The 19,442-nt window shown below is 44.9% G+C and carries 21 protein-coding genes; 2 read left to right on the top strand and 19 right to left on the bottom strand.

All coding sequences use genetic code 11. The features are described from left to right. Nucleotides 1–186 precede the first annotated feature (186 nt). Complete coding sequence (locus tag AM231_RS08165) at nt 187–1,683, bottom strand: Lsa family ABC-F type ribosomal protection protein (protein WP_054402187.1); 1,497 nt, start codon at nt 1,681–1,683, stop codon at nt 187–189. 129 nt (nt 1,684–1,812) lie between these two features. Then, nucleotides 1,813–1,941: a hypothetical protein gene (locus AM231_RS30190; RefSeq protein ID WP_278044613.1), complete on the bottom strand. Its 129-nt coding sequence runs from the start codon at nt 1,939–1,941 to the stop codon at nt 1,813–1,815. Between the two features lie 262 nt (nt 1,942–2,203). Between AM231_RS30190 and mscL the strand changes: the two genes are divergently transcribed. Continuing rightward, the gene (gene mscL / locus AM231_RS08160) at nt 2,204–2,605 is read left to right on the top strand and encodes a large conductance mechanosensitive channel protein MscL (protein ID WP_054402186.1); all 402 of its coding nucleotides are present in this window, start codon (nt 2,204–2,206) and stop codon (nt 2,603–2,605) included. Between the two features lie 229 nt (nt 2,606–2,834). Beyond that, the gene (locus AM231_RS08155; protein WP_054402185.1) at nt 2,835–3,281 is read left to right on the top strand and encodes an OsmC family protein; all 447 of its coding nucleotides are present in this window, start codon (nt 2,835–2,837) and stop codon (nt 3,279–3,281) included. Nucleotides 3,282–3,396: 115 nt separating this feature from the next. Here AM231_RS08155 and AM231_RS08150 read toward each other — a convergent pair whose 3' ends face one another. The 17 genes from AM231_RS08150 to AM231_RS08070 form a co-directional block, all read right to left on the bottom strand. Then, nucleotides 3,397–4,083 (bottom strand): DNA alkylation repair protein, encoded by a 687-nt coding sequence (locus AM231_RS08150; RefSeq protein ID WP_054402184.1) that lies wholly within the window; start codon nt 4,081–4,083, stop codon nt 3,397–3,399. Nucleotides 4,084–4,226: 143 nt separating this feature from the next. Further along, entirely contained in the window at nt 4,227–5,378 is a 1,152-nt protein-coding gene (locus AM231_RS08145) for an NAD(P)/FAD-dependent oxidoreductase (protein WP_054402183.1), read from the bottom strand. A gap of 70 nt (nt 5,379–5,448) precedes the next feature. Then, nucleotides 5,449–6,165 carry an SAM-dependent methyltransferase gene (locus AM231_RS08140; RefSeq protein WP_054402182.1) on the bottom strand — a complete coding sequence of 239 codons (717 nt, stop codon included), beginning with the start codon at nt 6,163–6,165 and terminating at the stop codon, nt 5,449–5,451. Continuing rightward, complete coding sequence (locus AM231_RS08135) at nt 6,152–7,309, bottom strand: type III polyketide synthase (protein WP_054402181.1); 1,158 nt, start codon at nt 7,307–7,309, stop codon at nt 6,152–6,154. Before AM231_RS08135 ends, AM231_RS08140 begins: the two co-directional genes overlap by 14 nt. Before the next feature lie 212 nt (nt 7,310–7,521). Beyond that, nucleotides 7,522–7,926: a hypothetical protein gene (locus AM231_RS08130; protein ID WP_054402180.1), complete on the bottom strand. Its 405-nt coding sequence runs from the start codon at nt 7,924–7,926 to the stop codon at nt 7,522–7,524. Nucleotides 7,927–7,976: 50 nt separating this feature from the next. Further along, nucleotides 7,977–8,468 carry a hypothetical protein gene (locus tag AM231_RS08125; protein ID WP_054402179.1) on the bottom strand — a complete coding sequence of 164 codons (492 nt, stop codon included), beginning with the start codon at nt 8,466–8,468 and terminating at the stop codon, nt 7,977–7,979. Between the two features lie 39 nt (nt 8,469–8,507). Further along, nucleotides 8,508–8,867: a DUF4181 domain-containing protein gene (locus AM231_RS08120; protein WP_054402178.1), complete on the bottom strand. Its 360-nt coding sequence runs from the start codon at nt 8,865–8,867 to the stop codon at nt 8,508–8,510. A gap of 340 nt (nt 8,868–9,207) precedes the next feature. Next, entirely contained in the window at nt 9,208–10,332 is a 1,125-nt protein-coding gene (locus AM231_RS08115; RefSeq protein WP_054402177.1) for a GerAB/ArcD/ProY family transporter, read from the bottom strand. A gap of 17 nt (nt 10,333–10,349) precedes the next feature. Beyond that, on the bottom strand, nt 10,350–10,589 hold the full coding sequence (locus AM231_RS08110; RefSeq protein ID WP_053493612.1) for a hypothetical protein: 240 nt from the start codon (nt 10,587–10,589) through the stop codon (nt 10,350–10,352). 9 nt (nt 10,590–10,598) lie between these two features. Continuing rightward, nucleotides 10,599–11,813, bottom strand: a complete 1,215-nt coding sequence (locus AM231_RS08105; RefSeq protein ID WP_053493613.1) for a Ger(x)C family spore germination protein — start codon at nt 11,811–11,813, stop codon at nt 10,599–10,601. A gap of 35 nt (nt 11,814–11,848) precedes the next feature. After that, nucleotides 11,849–13,438 carry a spore germination protein gene (locus AM231_RS08100; RefSeq protein WP_054402176.1) on the bottom strand — a complete coding sequence of 530 codons (1,590 nt, stop codon included), beginning with the start codon at nt 13,436–13,438 and terminating at the stop codon, nt 11,849–11,851. 187 nt (nt 13,439–13,625) lie between these two features. Continuing rightward, entirely contained in the window at nt 13,626–15,059 is a 1,434-nt protein-coding gene (locus AM231_RS08095; RefSeq protein WP_054402175.1) for a DUF4179 domain-containing protein, read from the bottom strand. A gap of 23 nt (nt 15,060–15,082) precedes the next feature. After that, complete coding sequence (locus AM231_RS08090) at nt 15,083–15,577, bottom strand: sigma-70 family RNA polymerase sigma factor (RefSeq protein WP_054403567.1); 495 nt, start codon at nt 15,575–15,577, stop codon at nt 15,083–15,085. Nucleotides 15,578–15,827: 250 nt separating this feature from the next. After that, on the bottom strand, nt 15,828–16,025 hold the full coding sequence (locus tag AM231_RS08085) for a hypothetical protein (RefSeq protein WP_242615089.1): 198 nt from the start codon (nt 16,023–16,025) through the stop codon (nt 15,828–15,830). A 221-nt stretch (nt 16,026–16,246) separates the two neighbouring features. Then, nucleotides 16,247–16,762, bottom strand: a complete 516-nt coding sequence (locus tag AM231_RS08080) for a DUF3189 family protein (RefSeq protein WP_054402174.1) — start codon at nt 16,760–16,762, stop codon at nt 16,247–16,249. Between the two features lie 143 nt (nt 16,763–16,905). Further along, entirely contained in the window at nt 16,906–17,988 is a 1,083-nt protein-coding gene (locus AM231_RS08075; RefSeq protein ID WP_054402173.1) for a Gfo/Idh/MocA family protein, read from the bottom strand. Between the two features lie 256 nt (nt 17,989–18,244). Further along, the gene (locus tag AM231_RS08070; RefSeq protein WP_054402172.1) at nt 18,245–19,222 is read right to left on the bottom strand and encodes an N-acetylglucosamine kinase; all 978 of its coding nucleotides are present in this window, start codon (nt 19,220–19,222) and stop codon (nt 18,245–18,247) included. Nucleotides 19,223–19,442 lie beyond the last annotated feature (220 nt).

Here is a 19,442-nt window from a genome sequence, read left to right as displayed (position 1 = left end):
GTATTTGACAGGCTACTGGAAGGGTTAGTTATATTGGAAGAGAAGTGCATCTGGTTGATATCATAACGAAACGTAAAAAAGCTGCCGCTAATAAGCGGACAGCTTTTTTTGATATTACTTATTAAGGAACTTGACCAGCTTAATCATACTCCCGTTCCATCTGGGGATAACAGTCTTCGTTGTTCCTTATGTTTCTTGATTGCCATCAAGCTCAACGATCTTGGTTGCCACATTCTCGCAAAATGCACGATCATGCTCCACGAACAGAAGCGTCGGTGCATACCCGAGCAATAATTCTTCGATTTGCATGCGAGAGATCACATCGATAAAGTTAAGCGGTTCATCCCAAACATACAAATGAGCATGCTCACTAAGGCTTTTAGCGATCAGCACTTTTTTCTTCTGTCCCCCGCTATAGGTCGAAATATCCTTTTCAAACTGAAGTCTGGAGAAATCGAGCTTTCGCAGTATGGATTTAAACAGGCTTTCATCAATCCCGCTGCTTATGGCATAATCCGTCAAACTGCCTTGTAGGTGGGACGTGTTCTGAGATACATAGGATATCTTAAGCTGGTTATCCCTGCTGAACTGGCCCGTGTATTGCATCTCTTCTCCGCATATCAGTTTAAGGATGCTGGATTTTCCTGAACCGTTTTTACCCGAAAGGGCAATCCGGTCCCCTTTTTCGATGACAAAACTCAGATTGTCACACACCTTCTTAAGGCCATAGGAAATCGATACATTCTCCAGCTCGACCAGTTGTTTTTTGTGATAATCCAGTTGAAATATCTGCAGACTCTCCGCGCTTTCAATATTTTTGAGAAGCTTCGACTTTTCCTCAATGGCCGATTGCTGCCGCTGCTCCAAGTTTTTAGAGCGCTTCATCATTTTGGCTGCCTTGTGGCCAATATACCCCTTATCTACCTTCGATCCGGAATTACGGGTGCCGTTCTTCGATTTTTCCACCTCATGGGACCAACCTCCCGTCCGTCTGGCAGAATCGGTTAAACGTTTAATATCCTTCCTGAGTTTCTCGTCGCTGGCAAGCTCAAATTCATCCTGCCGCTTCTTGTTCTCCCACCATGTGGAAAAGTTTCCTTTCTGGATCTCGATATTGGTTTTGTTTATGGAGAGAATATGGTCCACACAATGGTCGAGAAAGGACCTGTCGTGAGAAACGAGAATAAACCCTTTTTTCTTGCTGAGATATTCACTCACCAATTTTCTCGCATGCATATCCAGATGATTCGTTGGTTCGTCAATCAAGAGGAAACGGTTCTCCTTAATGAACAGCGCCGCCAGCATCACTTTGGTTTGTTCACCACTAGACAATAATTCAAAAGGCTGGTAGAGAACGTCTTCCGAGACCTGCAACAAATTGAGCTCGCGCACGATTTGCCAATGAACATACTCCGGATAGATCTCCTCGATAACATCAATCGTGAGATGCTCCTTGTGCTCGACATGATAGGGGAAATATTCGAAGCTTACGGAAGCCGAAATCGTCCCGCTGTATTCGTACTTGCCCAGCAGCAAATTCATAAATGTGGTTTTCCCTCTGCCGTTCCTTCCGGTAAATCCTAATTTCCAATCGGTATCGATTTGAAAGCTTACATTTTCGAATATCGGATCATAACTGCTATCATAACTAAACGAAAGGTTTGAAACATTGATTAATGACATTTTTCTCATCCTCTATGGCAATATTTCAGAACGAAAAAAAGCACAAAAAACACCAGAATTCCGGTGCATTTTCGCGCTTACGTTAACCTAACTATACCATAAAGAAACTAAGCGACAGTCAAGCCATCGCTAAGCACAGATGTTTATAAGTATAGAAGGATAAAGTTCCGGTATCTGATTCGTTATGGTGTGAACCTTGTCTACGTTGCTTAGTATCGACAGGTTCACATAAACATCTACAACCTCTAGCTCAGTCATCGCTTTACCCCTCCTCTATACAATCCCGTTATATTTCGAATAATAAAAACTTAACATGGATATAACTCACGGTCAACCTGTATACCAGGCTTGAGGACCGATGAAGCACACCTCCTCATGTATTAGTAATCCTTGGTAGAAGTAAAAAATGCCATGAAAAAATATGACGTTGTGATCTTGCACATTGAGCTGGTTGCTGTTAGGATATTTCGAGTGGCAGTATGCTGCCTAATATTATGGATTGAAAAGCAGGTGAATACATATGAACTTGTTAAAAGAATTTAAGAGCTTTGCTCTCAAAGGGAATGTCCTGGATTTGGCCATTGGGGTAATCATCGGGGCAGCATTCGGCAAAATCGTCTCCTCTCTAGTGAGCGACATCATTATGCCTGTCTTCGGGTTGCTTCTAGGCGGAGTTGATCTCTCCGGATTGAAGGCGACCATCGGGGATGCAACACTTACATACGGCGTATTTCTTCAAACGGTAGTGGACTTTCTGATCGTATCATTCTCGATCTTCATGTTCATTCGGACTCTCAATCGATTTAAACGAAAAGAAGAAGCTAAACCGGAAGAGCCAGCACTTTTGACTAAGGAAGAAGAATTACTAACAGAAATTCGCGACTTGCTGAAACAGCAAAATAACGCGCCCGACCGTTCTTAGTATCGCTGCAAGAGCATGTTCTCCTTACGAGACATGCTCTTTTTTTTTGGACTCCTTCACCTTTCTTCTAACCTCACGCAATCGCTTCAGCCCCCCTCTTCGCTTGTTTACTGATTTCTTATTGACAGATAAGAGCTGCAAAGATATAATCCACATTAATCATACAAGAAAAGTTGGTTTTTTATAGTCTGAAGCAACTCCAACATGGATATTAAGGAGCGATATAACCATGCCAAACGTTCAAACATTCAAAGCAACGGCTCACTTGCAAGAAGGAGTGCGAGTCGTCACTCGCGCAAGACAATTTGAATTGGTCATCGATGAACCCGCCAGCCTCGGCGGTACAGACACGGGAATGAATCCTGTAGAAGCATTACTCGCCTCTTTGGGAGCATGCCAATCCATTGTAGCGCGTGTATATGCCCCTAAGTTCGATGTAGTTCTCGATGATTTCAGGGTTGATGTAGAAGGGGATCTGGATCTCGACGGATTCTTTAACCGTTCTGACGTGCGCCCAGGCTACTCCGATATTCGTTATACGTTCTACATTAAGACTTCTTCACCCGCCGAGAAAGTCAAGGCGTTCGTGGAATTTCTGGAGAGTAAATGCCCCGTAGGAGATACGATTGCTGCACCCGTTAATCTCAAGCTGAATCGTAGCGTAATCGAAAACTAAGTAGATTTTTTTAGAGAGAGTACATAGAGGGCTTCAAGGTTGAAGGTTGTACATGCAACGTTGAAGCCTTTATTTTATTTGACGAGGACAACTTATTAAAGGAATAATATAGGCTTTACGGAGAAAGCGTTGTTCGCTGAATCACTTTTAAGGCTTCACGCTTACTTAGATTTGCTAAAGAATTCGACTCCACGAAATTAATTACGGCGTCCGGGTTCGTTTTGCTGTATTGGCGGAGGCTCCAGCCTATGGCTTTCTGGATGAAGAATTCATTTGAGTCCGCAGTTAAAGTAATATAGTGGAATAGTCTTTCTATATCCGTCTCCTGCTTATATTTTAACTGAAACAAGATAGCCGATCTCTGCAGCCAGAGGCTGCCTGAACGAATCCATTCATCTGCGATCCCCCGCTGTTCAGGATATTTGCTAAAATAATGCCCTGCATGATTTGAAGCGATATGGTCAACAGTATCCCACCACGATTTATGGACCGTCATATATTCAATAAGCTTGATGTCATCCAGGTGGAATTTTCGCTTTCTCATATCCATGATCTGCAGCGCAACGCACGCCATTTCCCTTTCGTCCATGCTCCATAGCTTTGTAATCACTTCGAAAACCTGATCTTCCTGCGGAAAACCATATTCATCAAGGAATTTCTTGGTTAGCTCTCTTCGCAAAGGCGACTGTATGCCATAGAACTCAAACTGATTGCGCATATACCCTTTCATTTTACCGGCCAAAAAATCATTTCGATGCTCTGCAAAAAGGATTCTTAGCTGCTCGAGGTCTGCTATGTTCATGAAAACGACTCCTTGTTCCATGGGCTAATTTTGCTTTGTTTTAGGATCATTTATCCCGTCATAATAGATCTCATTATACAATGATAGGCTCCGTGATTAAATCTATTCTGACCACACAACCCAAAAAAGCCGCAAATAGCGGCTTATCTTGTTGCGATATCCATCTCTGATAATCGGGTAGCTTTTACGATATAGGATGCCAGTCCGGGCATCATCCGGGCGATGCTTGGATAGAATCTGTTGGTTCTGGCAAAGGCCAAGCTTTGGATTCTCCTCGCCCTTCTGACAAGCTGACCAAAGGTACGATTCGCTTCATCGATATATTGATGTTTCCATTCTTCGAAGCTGATAGCTTCATTTAAATACTTATTGGTCCACATGGAGCATAACCATGCAGACCGCAGAGCAACCGACATCCCATCTCCACACAGGGGCGGAAGCATGAGCATGGCATCGCCGATATGCGGATATTGAGACCATGGCTCCGGTGTATTGGATAAGCGAAGCGGGGCTATCGATACCTGAGTTCCTGGAACAGGTTCTCCTTCAGCCATTCGTTCAGCTAGCCTTTTGTTCGTTCTGGAAGCAGCTCGGAGAATTTCCGGAACCGACTTACCGCCTCCCCGAACCGAATCCAAGCTTAGCAATGCGGCCACATTGACTGTTCCATTCTCGATTGGCGAGATCCCGACATAACCACCAGTGCAAAAATACAGCTCCACCCGTGAAGCCACCGTCATGCCGCTATAATGAGATTTTACGCCAACATATACGGTGTCATCCCGATATCCATCAGGGGAAGCAACGCCTTGGGGTCTTTTGGTGCCATATGCTCCAATAATAACCCTAGCCTCATACCGAGCAGACTCCTTTCCCTGCTTCGTATGAAGCTCGTAGTGATGATCACCACGCTTATGAATATCGGTGACCGTAATGCCGGTAACAATCTCCACCCCCATACTTATTGCCTTCTCATGCAGAAGACGATCCAGCTCATAGCGGCTTATACCTGTTGCCTGCCCCGGAAGTGGAGCCGTTATCTCACCGCCGTGAGGCATCACGATTTTGGCATGATCCATTATAGTGGGGTTAACCTTTTGGACATGTAGATCAACGCCTAAATAATTCAGCATCTCCCGGGTTTCAGGTGACATGAATTCCCCGCAGGTTTTGTGGCGTGGAAAAGCTTGGCGATCCAGTAAAATCGTATGATGCCCTTTCTTCGCAAGCTGAAGCGCACAGCTGGTGCCTGCCACTCCAGCTCCGATGACAATGACATCCGCTTGCTTCGACATCGGAGAATCCCTGCCTTCCTATTGCATGATGAACTTGGTGACGCAGTAAGCAGTGGACTAGAATATATCTCTACGGATCATTCGGGATGACAACGGAATAGCGGAATAACGGCTTCCATTCATAGGTCATCGTTTCACGCTGGAGCCGCTCTTTCAATTCTCTCCAATCTCTCCCTGTGAATCCCTTGGCAACCGATAGCGGCCCGTCATGGCGAATGTAACGATTGGCTGAGATCATGCGGGTGGTAAGCCAGACTGCTGTATATGGTAACAGATGCCGGTGAATATCATTGATCACGACGCCATGAATGGAGGCTCGAAGCATATGCGAAACAATCTCAACTAGCTGCTCTCCTTCGAAATGATGAATGAATTGGGAACCGGTCACAATATCAGCGGATGCATCCGGGACCTCTTGCACGTCGGCGAGCTGTACTTGAACTCTTGGTTCATGACGAAACAGCCGTCTTGCCTCATCACATGCTTCCTCGGTCTTATCCACTAAGGTAATGTTCAGCTGTATCCCCTTTTGATCCGACCACCGCAACAGCTTCTGGTTGACATCCCCGGAACCGGCCCCTACATCCATGATACTCAGAGTGCTTGGGCAGCCCATCGATTTCCATAACTTCTCGACGCCGGATAACGTTGGCCCAGGCGCTGCAAATATCCGATTCAGCCGCCTTAGATGCTGAAGCGCTTCGCTCAGCTCTTCTCCTCCCATGCTGAAGTCATCCATAAGCTCATCTTCCCGCGCGCGGTTGGACAAGGTTCTAAAGAAGGACATGATCCTGCTCCTTAGCCGATAGTGCATAAGCTTTGACATACGTAAAACGCATAAGCTCCGCTGTCAGACCAGGCCCAAAAGCCATAGCTACCCCTTCCGCCGAAGCTTTATTCCGATCATGCATTTCTTGACGCATAGCATTCAATACAAACATAATTGTCGCGGAAGACAAATTCCCTACCGTTCGTAGAATGTCCCTGCTATAGCGGGTTTGTTCATCGTTCAAGTGCAGCACCTCTTGTACGGAATCAACGATGCCTCGTCCACCCGGATGGATGGCCCACAGCTCTGGAAGTGTATCGTTTATTGATAAAGCACGCAGCTCTGCTTCCAGATGGGTACCCAGCAGCTTCGGAATACGCGGGGATAAGAACAGATCAAACCCCCTATTACCAATTTCCCATGTCATATCCTCGGTCGTATCAGGCAGCAGAACAGAATATCCTGCACCGAGCTCCAGATAATCTCGATGATGTGTTTCAGGGGAACCAATGACACAGGAAGAAGCTCCGTCTCCGAAGAACGAAGATGCAAACAAAGCCTCCCTCCCCTGAACGGGCTGAAAATGAAGGGTACATAGCTCGACGCTAACCACAAGTACTTGGGCGTCCTGCTTCCCCAAGACCACATCCCTGGCCATTTGAATGGCCTTGAGACCGGCCGCACAACCTTGGAAGATCAGCGGCAGCCGATTCACTCGCGGAGATAGCCCTAAATGACGGATCAGTGCAACATCCAGTCCCGGTTGATACTGTCCCGTACAGCTAACGGTTATGAGATGGGTGATTCGTTCGGGTGACATTCCGGCATCCCGAAGTGCGTTCCGTGCTGCTTCTATACCTAGTGGGGGAGCTTCTCTTTTATATGTATTCATTCGCTCCTCAGTAGTCGGGACACCGTTCTCGTCAGGTGAAGGCATATAGCGGCATTCCTCAACTGGCCCCAGGTAATTGGATTCGCAAGTATAACGTTTTTCAACACCGCATGATCGAAATACTTTACGGGCAAAGCGAGCCAGATCAGGTCGATCCTGCAAAGTTGAGACAATTAAATCTGCAATATCCGTTTGTGCCACTGCGTGCACAGGCAATGCTGTGCCCATTCCAAGGATCGCGACATTCAATGTACCAGTTATGGGTTTCATGCTCAAGCCTCCTATATCGTCCTGTATTATTCATGATTGCCCTCCAGCGGCATATCAGGGTGCATCCAAAGTCTTACCTCTGACGTTAGGATAACCCGAATATCACAACTTATATCCATTTAAACTAATCAATTACAGCAACCATAAATCCAAATAAAAAAAACCACGTTTTACGTGGTTTGTAGGATCTTGTTATTATTCTCGCACATCACTTAATAGCGATTGTAGAGTCGACTTAAAGGAAAGGTTGCTGGCGCCGAATCTTCCCAGTCCTCCCTATGCGCCTCATAAGCATCGATTACATCTTCTTCGTCCACCATGTCACTGATTTCACTTAAGCTAGGAAAATACCAGGTCAAATCTTGGATCGAATCTGCATAACTATATCTCTCTTGAAGCATCGGCGTTAATTCCATGCTGCCGCCATCCAACAATGGGACAGCTGCATCCATCTCTCTTGACCATTCTATGCTTTTTTGTTGGTGTGCAACCGGATAATCCATATCCATGATTCCGGATTCTTTAAACAGGTTCTGCACTTCTAACAGGCGCTCTGGGTAGCTTTCTTTTAACTTTTGAAGCAGTTGAGTTACCTGACCCGGCTGACCATATGGCATTAGATATTCCTGCTATTTATGAAAGATCCGCTGTCTAATGATCCTATTGTTCATTTGTCCTCGTTGGAGGACTCCATAAGGTTCACATATCGTTTTATTCTCTGCTCAAATAACGTCTGATAGTGGAATTTACGCGGGTACAGCTCTTCACGGAGCCACTCGCTTAATACCGATTGCCCTTCCTGGTATCGGATTGCAAATTCACATTCATCATAAAATTTACGGGATATCCGGCGTATCTCGCGATCTTCATACTTACTTCGCCAACCCAGTCGAATCACATCCATCTGATCCAGCGGATCACGATAGGTATCCAGCACGATGCAGGAAGTCGAATCCGACGTCTGTTCGAAGACAAGGATATGTCCACTATTCACGGGACTCTCGAAATAACGCTCGTAAATATCGGATACCGGAACCGAGATGCCAAGCCAATCCATAACCGCCTTGAAGTTCGGATGGACTTGATACTCATCTGCCCACTCATCTGGAAACCATACCAGCTCAGACATCGAAGCAGTTATACTGAATTCATAGTTCATTGCGCCCCCCATATTTGCAAAGGTGTACGTTTAACATTTTCAGAGATTCGTTGTACCAAATAAAAGGATACAAACCATTAAAAGTGCAAACAGAATGAATACTCCTGCCAGGATGAATGAAACTTGGTGACGCATGGTTTCCCGTATGTATTTCCACTCCATACAACCACGGTAACAATAAAGAACTGCTAATAAGAATGGCCATACGGGATAAGGTCTGCTCCTATCCATCGTCCATATGAGAATAAGAACGGGAATCAACAGAGCCCATGAACCCAAGAGAAACCATCTATAAACCGGCGTGTCCCGCATCTCCTCTTCGCCCACATCAATAATCTTAGGCAGGATCCACTGGCCCACTAACAACACAAGTCCAATAAATGAGTATAATGCCTCCATATTCCTCCTCTTATAGCAGGCTATGAACGTCAAAGTAGCTTTCATTCTGGGTCAATGCTCTTTCAATACCCCTGCATTCATGACATTACGCTTATAGTAACAAAAATATGGAAAAAACCCAATAATATTGCGACTCAATCACAGCTTTAGTAGAGAATCACCTTTTTTTTGGGTAACATTGAAAAAACCGCATGATTCATGCGGCTCCTCATTTTAAGTTTACATAATATATTTTATGTTTACTATTGTCGCTGACATGATTCTCTCAACTCTGGATTTTTACGTCTTACCTAAAATTATCCTCAATGGATTATCCGATAACTTGTTTGATTTTAACGATTCAGGCCGAGTTGGATGATTTTTTTGACTTTTGGGGCCGCTTTTTACGCAGATAATGCAAGCAGAGCAAAAACAATGGAAAAAGAAACCCCACAGTAATCGTATAAGGGCCCCATATCTTTTTATTAAAATGGGCCTCGTAGGGAACATTGGGGTATATGAAGACGGAAACCATCGCCATAATCCACCCAATCGGCAGTACCAGCGGCTGATAATTCTTGATATTAAAAATTTGGCTAAAGCCGATGGTAATGGCGTAAGTATACAGAGAGATGCGAAAAAATAAAGTGATAAACCACATCACAGCCATTACGGCTTCGATACGCTGTAGAAAATTGCCGATATTGATATTCTTGGCCAGTATATAACTGGGATATTGATTCCGTGCTGTAACCTCCGGACCTAAGACCAGAATCGACAAGGCGATAATCATAAACAGCACCAACCCTCCGATTAAGCAACCGATATACACGGCTTTGTGAGTATCCTCTGAGCGGTTAACGGAGCCTGGGTAAACGATCAACAGGACGATGTTCGGCAGGAAGGCTATGCTGACAAACGAAATCGCTGCCTGGATTATTGGACTAACTCCTGTTTCCAAAATAGGCTGTGCATTCTCCCATTTAATTGTCGATAACAACAAGATGCTCATCGAGAGGAACAGAAGCAGGAACCAAGGAAATAGCAGCTCCGCTGAACGGGCAAGCACCTCTAGCCCTAAGCGTACACCCAGTATAACCAATAGCCCGAAGAGGTAAATAATTGCCTGAATCGGGGTTTCCGGAAGCATCTGAACTGTCATGAAGAGGCCAATATCATGTAACACGGGAGCGGGTCCCCCTAGAAACAATGTGACCAAGAATAGGAGGTTCACGATTTTGCCGACCCATTTGCCTAACAACTTCTCGGACAAACACAGCAAGTTGGTTTCAGGGTATTTCCTGGACAATTGCCATTGCACCGTGAGAATGATGAATCCGAAACCCATCCCAACCAGAGAAGCAATCCAGGCATCTTGTTTCGCCATGGAGGCCATACCCGAGGGGAGGATCAGAATGGCACTGCCGATAAGATACATTGCAGTTAATATACTCACTTGACGCAGAGAAATTTTAACTTCGGGCATATTTCCTGCTCCTTTTCCTATTGAATCAAACCTACCGCTGAGAGCAAGTCACTGAACGGTTTGAATATAGCCGTTATGAAAACCAAGGGAGTTGGAATTTCCTTCAGCATGGTCTGAGCCACACTGATTCCTATGGCAAGGAGCATGAACGCCGCGAAACCCCAAATTTCCCTATATTCCTTCTCCCGCCGCATCCTCGGGAGTTCCAACCAAGTTAGAACCGCGGCAACGATGGCGATGAATGTATAACTCAGCATGACTTGCCCTCATTCCTTAAGATCATTTAGAAAAGAATCATTCGTTGTTCCCGTTCCGCGAATTTTGTAATCGACACTTACATGAGTTACAAGGGAGGTGAAATAACGATCATCCCATTCTTGCTCTATTCTTTTCCAAGTTTTCGGATGAGAACGGTGAAAAGCCTCACCGAAACCAAATATGTCAACTTTATGCTCGGTTTGCACTTTATCTATGACATCTTCCAGGATTTTTGTTACTTTCTCTTCCATATCGACTTCAAGCTGTCGTATCGTTGAAGGTTCAGTCAAATCCAACCCGCTGCATTCCACAGAACCGATATTTCCTTCAAGACTAACCTTAATATCCAGCTCTGGACGAGAGTCAACAAGTCTTCCCTTTAGCTTGGTGTCCGTGCGCAATGTCTCCAAGACGACTTTTCCTTTGTTTCTGCAAGAAACATAGCCTACAGAACTTTTAACATCTCCTCTAATCAGCCGATATCCTCTACTATCCTTCTCATTCAACCAGCCAATTAGTTTATCGAATTTGAAAACAGCAAGCCCTGAATATTGCAATTGGCTTGGAGTATAGATGTCTTCTACATTCTTCTTATCTTCTCCGATCTTCTTATCACCAGTTACCATTAATCCAGTGAGGACGGGGTGCTTTCCTGTGCTGGTTATACCATTGATTAATTCATCCAGAGTCACAACCATGCTGGATGACCAGGACTTATCTGAAATCTGCAGAGAGTTAAATAGTTTATTAGCAGGAATGGTTTCCATAGGAGTCATGATCTTCAAGGCTTCCTCTGCCGTTGTTCCTTTGGTAATTGCCAGATAAAAATCGGGTCTGAATTCGTGATCCCTTGCTAAGAGGTCCAGAACTTTGGCTACCCCTTCCCTTGCCATTGCCTCATCCATCAGGAATATCCTTAAATGAGAAAAATAAATTTTCCGCGGACTGATCTGAGTCATCCTTCGAGCCGCCTCAAATATGGTATCGCCTTCTGCCGTATACAAGGTAGCAGGAGCCTGGGTACTCGCGCCTCTCTTAGAAGTCACTTGCCCCGGAATGGCGACTTGAACCGATAAACGATATTGGTTGTCCACCCAATCAACCCCTGCACCTACCGCTATAGCCAGTTCGTTCAATTCTCTGCGGTTCCAGCAGCTGCTCAGTAGAAGCGCAATGACAGTCTGCAAGAGAATCATCGCTAAGATCTTTTTCCTTCGATTCATTCAACTCACTCGCTTTCCCGCTGGTCTTGATGTATTTATTCGCGCGATTTGCGCGGAGGTGAGCTTATTTTTCGAGTCATATCATTCTGATTGACCAACCGAGGACGTTTGGTTAACAGCCAATGTGGCAGTCGCAAGATCGTATCTTTTTGTCCCTCCGGAATCAATGGCGCGAAAGGAGACAGGTAAGGGACTCCGAACGAGCGAAGGCTGCACAAATGCAGCATAAGAGCGATAATCCCGACAAAAATGCCATAGAGGCCAAAGGAAGCGGCGAGCGCCATTAATGGAAACCGCAGCATCCGAAAGGCAATGGACATATTGAAGGAGGGAACAACAAAGCTGGATATGGCTGTTATCGATACAACGATAACCATGGCTGGAGAGATGATTCCAGCCTCAACAGCCGCTTGTCCAATTACAAGTGTCCCTACAATGGAAATGGCCGAGCCTATATTTTTAGGGAGGCGTACACCAGCCTCACGCAGAATCTCGAAGGTAACCTCCATGAAGACAGCCTCCACAAACGCAGGAAAAGGGATTTGCTCCCGCTGCCCCGCCAGCCCGAATAATAACTGTGTTGGCAGCATTTCTTGATGAAACGTGGTTACAGCGATGTAAAGAGACGGACCGAGTAATGAAATAGAAATACTTAGATATCGCAGTATACGGAGGAAAGAACTGATATCAGCGCGCTGATAATAGTCTTCGGCTGCATGCAGGAAAGAGACAAACAGGGCTGGAACGATCAGTACAAAGGGAGTGCCATCCACAATAATAGCGATCTTTCCTTCCAGCAGCTCAGCGGCAACCACATCCGGACGTTCGGTATTATAAACCGTGGGAAATGGTGTCAGCGTTTTATCCTGGATAAATTCTTCGATATAACCGCTCTCCAAAATGCTGTCTACATCAATTCGCTGAAGCCGAGCGCGGACTTCCTCGACGATTTTATCGTTTACAATGCCATTGATATACATTATGGCGACATCCGTTTGGGTAATTCGCCCAATCTGCTTCGTCTCCATCCAGAGATTAGGATCCTTGATCTTCCGACGAATCAGGGCTGTATTTGTGCGCAACGATTCCGAAAAAGCTTCCCGCGGACCCCGGACAACGTTCTCCGCAGACGTCTCCGTGACCCCGCGGTCCTTCCAACCACGCGTACCTGCTGCCATGCCTTGATCCAATCCATCCATCAGCAGAATCGTATCTCCCGACAATAAAGAATGGAATAATTCAGGGTAATCGTGTATGGTTTGAATCTCTTGATTAAAGGCAGCGATTTGCTCCCATAGCGCGTGACTATCAAAGGACCGAGATTGTTCAGGATTTTCTCCTATCGGTGACCCAGTCACGTCAGCTATAACCATCATGATATTATCTGAGATCATCTTTGGGTCTGCGAGACCGTCCGTATAAAGGATGGCAATTTGGCATTCTTTCTCTGCACCAATAGAGATCTCTCTTATCACAATGTCGGTACTGTGACCAAGGGATGCTTGGATATGATCCAGACTTTCCTTTAAACTCCCCTTCAAAGCATCGGAATTCTTTGCTTCCGCCTGCGGAGTATCATTTGTGTTGTTTTGGCTGGAATGATTGGTGCTTCTACGATTCCGCATGCAAACCATCTTCCTCTCCTAGATGCTATTCCCCCATTATTGCCGAAGAGAACAAGCTGTAAACTTAGATGGTTCATTCTCATTACAAAAAACCCCTCCAGCTGACAATGCAGAGTTCACGGTGATCATGATCTCTATTGCACTGTCTGCCATGAGGGGAAATTGATGATCCATAAAGATCGTTACTTTATTCGCTCAGCAGCTCTACCGCTTGTGTATCCTTAATCGGAATCCAATATTGTTTGACCTTGATCGTTAGCGGCTGAGGATAATTTACAGCTTCCTTCCCAAAATTATATGAAGTACTGTCTTCCATCGTATCATCTTTTACCGACGTGGCGAGCACACTTTGACCAAAACCTTCAGATGATCTGCTATGTTTTACTCCTGAGGCATCGGTGAAGCTGTCCTCCAGCCACATGCCGAAGCTTTCCGCAGCGTGAGCATTTTCAAGCTTGCGTTGAAAATGCACTTCCCCTACTCCCGATTGCTGGTCAGAGATGACCATCTGAAGATAATCATCTGGTGCTTCGACGATTTGTTTTTTGTTCAGATCAACGACAATCCTAAGCTTATCCTTATTCACAGCAGCGATACCAAATGTTTTTAACGATAATGTACCGAGCTGATCGAGCTGGCTGGACTTATAAACCAGCGTAACTTTGGAATCATCCCTTAAAGTAGATTGAGGATAGTATAACTTTTCAACATGTTCTCCCCGTTTACCAATCAGAACCGGGTTCAGCAATTTGTAAATCTGTTTCTCGTTCGTTTGGTCATATTCCAAGTCCGCATAGGTGTTCAAAGGCGTAAACAGTAATTGACGAACATTTATTTTTTGTCCATCTACCTTCAGTGTTCGATTGGGAGAATAAACGCGTTCCTTGTCTTTAAACATATTGGGTTCAAGCTGTAATGAGATGTCCATGCTGGTTACATATTTTTTACTGGTTGAATTTAGCGCTTGTGTTGATGTGTCTGATAAGGAAATGCGGATTTTTGCGTCATTCGTATAAGGATCGCTCGGCAAGAGATCCGTAGAATAAACATAATAGGAGCTTTGCCCTGCTGAAATCTGCCCGCTTCCGCTCAAAATGTCGAACCTCGCGCCAAATGACGGTGCCAGGTAACCTCCAAATTCAAGACTGAAATCTCTAAGTATAATATCTACTTCTTTATTATTAATTACATTAAATACGACATAGGCTTTACGGCCATCAGTAACAGCTCCCAATAGCTCCACACCATATCCATTCTTCTCAGTGATCAGGTTAATTGGCTTAACTAATCCCCCTTCAAGAGCCTTTTTAAGGGAACTGTCCCTTAGGAGTTCACTTGGGAACAATTCCAGACTATTCACGCTGCTAATGCTGGAGGTTTGGACGTGGCGATCCTGAATCTCTGTGAACGGAGAACGATTCACTATAACTAATAAAAGAACCATTGCAGTCAGTGTTGCTAGAGTACCCATGCCTACAGAATACATACGTCGTCGTTCGCGTTTCCTCCCCTGTTCCATTCCTTCTCGTACTGCAGCGGAAAGCTTCGATTCCGGTAGGGAATTGGCCTTCTCATTCAGCACCGTTGAATCTTTCATAAGCTCATATTCTTTGTCCAACATTTTGCCTCGCCTCCCATATCGCCCTACATATAATTCCGCAGCTGCTTCAACCCTTCACGCAGCCAAGTTTTAATCGTGCCTTCCGGTTTTTTGAGCACTTTTGCAATGTCAGCCGTGGTCATATCCTGGTAATACTTCAGCATGACGACGTGCCGGTACTTCTTCTTCATCCGAGTCATAGCTTGAGCAAGATCGATTCGATCATTGCTTTTCATCTCTTCAACCGCTTCTTCCTTCACGGTATCCACCGGAACTATACGCTTTTTACGCCTCAGCTCGTCCATGCAACAGTTGATTGTGATCCGAATTAGCCAGGGGGCAAATGCTTGTTGATCCTTGAGCTTTTTACGTTTCATCCATGCTTTGCAAGACGCTTCCTGCACCATTTCCAGCGCATCAGCTTCATTTCTCATATAACTGAGTGCAATTGAGTACAATTTTCGTTGTTCGCTTGATAAGTTATTAAAGAAGTTCTCTTCTTCTATCACTTTTGAATCAGCTGTCCTGATTTCCTTCATCGTGTTCTCCACCCCATCGTCCCCCTTTCTTCTATCTATGATTAATGGGAAACAAGCCTCTATCCGCTCTCCTCTTAAAGTAAGACGGAGCTGGACATGAAATCGATTGATTTTCCATAAGAAAATGATCTGAGTAAACAAAAGGACGATATCCCGGAAATCGATTGTCCAGGATACCATCCTCTTGTTCTATCGTTATGATTGGACCACAGAATGTTTAATCTTACTGTCATCTACAAGATAAGCATGGTTATTTCATCATTCGTCTCAACTTCTCGTATAACCTTCGATTCAAGTAGGTGAACAATTTGGGAATCCAATATAGTATGGTCACAATCATGGCGGTAATCCCAGTCATTAGCACAGTTGTACGAATGGTTAATGAGTCTTGGTAGATGCCAATCCCTAGCAGTACCAGATACAATAAGATAACGATCCATATTCCCATCCTGAAATAACGCTTCATCACCACCACGATCCCTTCATTATCTAGCTTGTATCATGAGGTTCACCTTATTTTGCAGCAACCTATCCAAATTATAACAAAGCCGGCTGCTATCACACGACAGTTTTTCAAACATATCCTCATAAAAAAAGAAGACCCCTTACGCGCACAGGATCATCTTAGGAGGGTAAATCGACAGGGTGCTTATCCATAATCTTCATGAGCTAAGAAGAGAAATTCTTGTTATCGATCACGATAACGCTCTCGGTTCCGGACCTTGCAGCTGCGGTTTGTTTCGTATGTAGGACCAGTTCCCGGATAAGACCGCAGCACTGCTTCGCACCTGTAATCAGCAGTGGATCGCCAATTCGACTTAATTTCATTCTTTTAGTTAGAAATCCGCCAATCGACATAACAAGTGGAACCGTAGGCGACGTATTGGAAAATACGATAGGCTCAGCGTTCTGATATTTGTCCTGCAGAATATGGCTAAGATTACTCAAGGCCGGTATTACGATTTTGGATGAACCGCGCCCCAAGGTATAAACGGGATTTCCGTTCTCATCCAGCCCATGGAATATGAGCCTTCCCATATCGGAAGTGCTCAGTTTATTGAAATAGTTTACTCCCAAAATCTCTTCGGTTGAGAGCGGTCGGTTCGTGGGTAATTGATTTAGATGATAAGCTGCCGCCAGCGAGGTCGTATGAGTCCCACCATAATCATTGTAAATAAAGATCATAACACTAACCTTCTTTCATATGTTATGAGGTTAGTATGACCCTTGACGTTCATCTCATACATCTGTGTGGAGTAGACATTGCTAGATTCACAATAATAAAGCAAGCCCTGAATAATCAGGGCTTGCTTATAAGGACTCTGTAATTAATCCAAGTAAACGGCTTTGCCGGTTTTAGCGGATTCATAAAGAGCTTCCAATATTTGTGATACAACATAAGCTTGTTCTGGAGTGACGACAGGGTCTTTATCCTGTTCAATTGCTTCAATCCATTTTCTCATCTCCACGTCAGGAGCCTCTTCCTTCTTGCCGTCATAGAATGCAACGCCGCCGGAGTTTAGTTCAATCTCATTTGTGTATAAGCGGCTGAATTTCTCCCCATTAAGACGAAGGCCATTCTTCATATCGGCGCCGCCCTCCGATCCGCTCAGGGAACATTTGGCTTCATCGATATCAAGCGTATTAAGCGCCCAGCTGGATTCCAGCATAATGGTAGCGCCATTCTCCATCACAATCATACCGAATGCGGAATCTTCAACAGTGAATTTTTCGGGATCCCACGGTCCCCATGCATTGGCCGCGTTTTCCTTACGGGACAGTTCATGGTATGTCGTACCCAGTACAACCTTCGGCTTGTAATTATCCATCATCCACAGAGTCAGATCGAGAGCATGCGTACCAATATCAATGAGCGGCCCGCCGCCTTGCTTTTCTTCATCCAAAAATACGCCCCATGTCGGAACCGCTCTTCGACGAATCGCATGTGCTTTGGCAAAATAAATATTTCCAAGTTCACCAGCTTCGCATACCTGCTTCAAATAAAGACTATCTTCGCGGAATCGGTTATTGTATCCGATCGTCAATTTCTTGCCTGTGCGCTTGGCGGTTTCCATCATCTTCTTGGCATCCGCAGCTGTCTTCGCCATCGGCTTCTCACACATAACATGCTTTCCTGCTTCCAGTGAAGCTATGGAAATCTCGGCATGAGAATCATTCGGCGTCAGCACATGGATAATATCGATACTCTGATCCTGCAGCAGCTCCGTGTAATCGCTATATACTTTCGCGTCCTCATTACCGTATTTACGCGCCGCTTCTTCTGCGCGCTCAACAACGATATCACAGAATGCGACCAATTCTACGTTCTTTAATCTGCTTAAGCTGGGCAGATGCTTTCCGTTTGCTATTCCGCCACAGCCAATAATTCCAATACGATACAATTTAGACATGATCGATTCACCATCACTTTTTCGTAATTTAGATAAACGATTGCTCCATCCAGCCAATCCATAAGTCTTTTAAATGGAGGCGGCTAATATGTAATTCTATATTGATAACATCCACATATAAGTTATCACATCTTGCTGAATTTTATAGTCCAACTATGCGACAATTCCTATCTAAAATTACGACATCGTTTTCCACTTCATATTTTTACCAAGCGTAATATGTTTACATAGTATATATTATGTAAACATAAAATTCCTAACATCTAGCATGAAGATGTCTGCGCATCAATTCGATCATATGTTCATTCACATCCGTACCTAAGTTACGAAAAGCAAGAAGAATTGCGCCCGCCGCAGCCGATAACTGGGGAGTTACGAATTCATACTGTTTATTAGGACTTGAATTCAAGCAGACTCTAAGTTCTGTTGTCATGTAAGGACAGTTTATGACACTGCCAATGCCAGTAACGGCTATTCGATCAGATTGGAAGTATGAGCCTAGAATCTCCACCCCTATCATAATTTGCTTCACGGCTTCATCGCATACATTTCGAGCTAATCGGCTTCCAGCTTCGGCTGCTGAAGTAACGAGAGGGGCCATCTCCCCAAACTTCTTATCTCGCTCTTGTCGGTCCTTGATAAAACCCGTCAACGCCAACATTCGAAGCTGTTCCATATTCTCGACATCCCAGAAAGATTGAATTTGGCCGACCAAAGTCTCATCCGATGGATCAATCATTCCGGCCAGTAATTGGTATACAGCCTCATAAGATAAAAATCTCGCAGCACTGGCGGCATAATGGTGGAAATCCACATTTCTAATCGGTATTTCTTGTTCGGTAATACCCAAAATCATTGACCCGGTCCCTGACACAACAACGATTCCCGGCTTCCCCATAAATGCACCAGCGTGCGCGACAACCGAATCGTTCACATACCATTTTGGACAATCCAATCCTTCGATCTCCGTTAAACGAGCAACCCATTCCATATCCTGTTCCGACTCATAGCCGGCTATACCCGCATATAGACCCTTAACTTGATTCAATTCACAACCCGCCATGGCAAGGGACGAACGAATCGTTTGTTGAACATTCTCGTGCGCATGACTGTCCTTATGAATCGAGGAGGCCCCTCCAACGGCATATGCTAGAACATTACCATTCAAATCGCTGACCATAACGCGCGTATTGGATCCGCCACCATCAATTCCTATTACGACCTCTTCTTTCATAGCTAAGACCTCCCGTGTTATATATGGCTCTTATATTTCAGTTATATTTGGACAATTGCTGCTAGATAGCTTCAACAACAGGAATGAATTCTCCTCCCTCTGTTTAAGAAAGGGAAGAATAGTCCCACTTGCCGAAATCAACATCAATCGAGTAGGAGGGGGTGACTAACCCCCGTCCTCTCACACCACCTAGCATGCGGGTCCGCACTAGGCGGTTCCA

The sequence above is a fragment of the Paenibacillus solani genome, from assembly GCF_001277345.1.
GTDB classification, from domain to species: Bacteria; Bacillota; Bacilli; order Paenibacillales; family Paenibacillaceae; genus Paenibacillus_AQ; species Paenibacillus_AQ solani.
The sequence above is the reverse complement of the archived record's forward strand: the minus strand, read 5'-3'. Positions and strand labels throughout refer to the sequence as shown.

Bases quoted from the DNA above. Each gene is read 5' to 3' on its own strand.
- AM231_RS08070 (WP_054402172.1), bottom strand. From the start codon at position 19,222: ATGAAAGAAGAGGTCGTAATAGGAATTGATGGTGGCGGATCCAATACG.
- AM231_RS08135 (WP_054402181.1), bottom strand. From the start codon at position 7,309: ATGAAACCCATAACTGGTACATTGAATGTCGCGATCCTTGGAATGGGC.
- AM231_RS08100 (WP_054402176.1), bottom strand. From the start codon at position 13,438: ATGCGGAATCGTAGAAGCACCAATCATTCCAGCCAAAACAACACAAAT.
- AM231_RS08165 (WP_054402187.1), bottom strand. From the start codon at position 1,683: ATGTCATTAATCAATGTTTCAAACCTTTCGTTTAGTTATGATAGCAGT.
- AM231_RS08110 (WP_053493612.1), bottom strand. From the start codon at position 10,589: ATGCTGAGTTATACATTCATCGCCATCGTTGCCGCGGTTCTAACTTGG.
- AM231_RS08145 (WP_054402183.1), bottom strand. From the start codon at position 5,378: ATGTCGAAGCAAGCGGATGTCATTGTCATCGGAGCTGGAGTGGCAGGC.
- AM231_RS08090 (WP_054403567.1), bottom strand. From the start codon at position 15,577: ATGAAGGAAATCAGGACAGCTGATTCAAAAGTGATAGAAGAAGAGAAC.
- mscL (WP_054402186.1), top strand. From the start codon at position 2,204: ATGAACTTGTTAAAAGAATTTAAGAGCTTTGCTCTCAAAGGGAATGTC.
- AM231_RS08115 (WP_054402177.1), bottom strand. From the start codon at position 10,332: ATGCCCGAAGTTAAAATTTCTCTGCGTCAAGTGAGTATATTAACTGCA.
- AM231_RS08095 (WP_054402175.1), bottom strand. From the start codon at position 15,059: ATGTTGGACAAAGAATATGAGCTTATGAAAGATTCAACGGTGCTGAAT.
- AM231_RS08075 (WP_054402173.1), bottom strand. From the start codon at position 17,988: ATGTCTAAATTGTATCGTATTGGAATTATTGGCTGTGGCGGAATAGCA.
- AM231_RS08085 (WP_242615089.1), bottom strand. From the start codon at position 16,025: ATGGGAATATGGATCGTTATCTTATTGTATCTGGTACTGCTAGGGATT.
- AM231_RS08080 (WP_054402174.1), bottom strand. From the start codon at position 16,762: ATGATCTTTATTTACAATGATTATGGTGGGACTCATACGACCTCGCTG.
- AM231_RS08150 (WP_054402184.1), bottom strand. From the start codon at position 4,083: ATGAACATAGCAGACCTCGAGCAGCTAAGAATCCTTTTTGCAGAGCAT.
- AM231_RS08140 (WP_054402182.1), bottom strand. From the start codon at position 6,165: ATGTCCTTCTTTAGAACCTTGTCCAACCGCGCGCGGGAAGATGAGCTT.
- AM231_RS08130 (WP_054402180.1), bottom strand. From the start codon at position 7,926: ATGCCATATGGTCAGCCGGGTCAGGTAACTCAACTGCTTCAAAAGTTA.
- AM231_RS08155 (WP_054402185.1), top strand. From the start codon at position 2,835: ATGCCAAACGTTCAAACATTCAAAGCAACGGCTCACTTGCAAGAAGGA.
- AM231_RS08125 (WP_054402179.1), bottom strand. From the start codon at position 8,468: ATGAACTATGAATTCAGTATAACTGCTTCGATGTCTGAGCTGGTATGG.
- AM231_RS08105 (WP_053493613.1), bottom strand. From the start codon at position 11,813: ATGAATCGAAGGAAAAAGATCTTAGCGATGATTCTCTTGCAGACTGTC.
- AM231_RS30190 (WP_278044613.1), bottom strand. From the start codon at position 1,941: ATGACTGAGCTAGAGGTTGTAGATGTTTATGTGAACCTGTCGATACTA.
- AM231_RS08120 (WP_054402178.1), bottom strand. From the start codon at position 8,867: ATGGAGGCATTATACTCATTTATTGGACTTGTGTTGTTAGTGGGCCAG.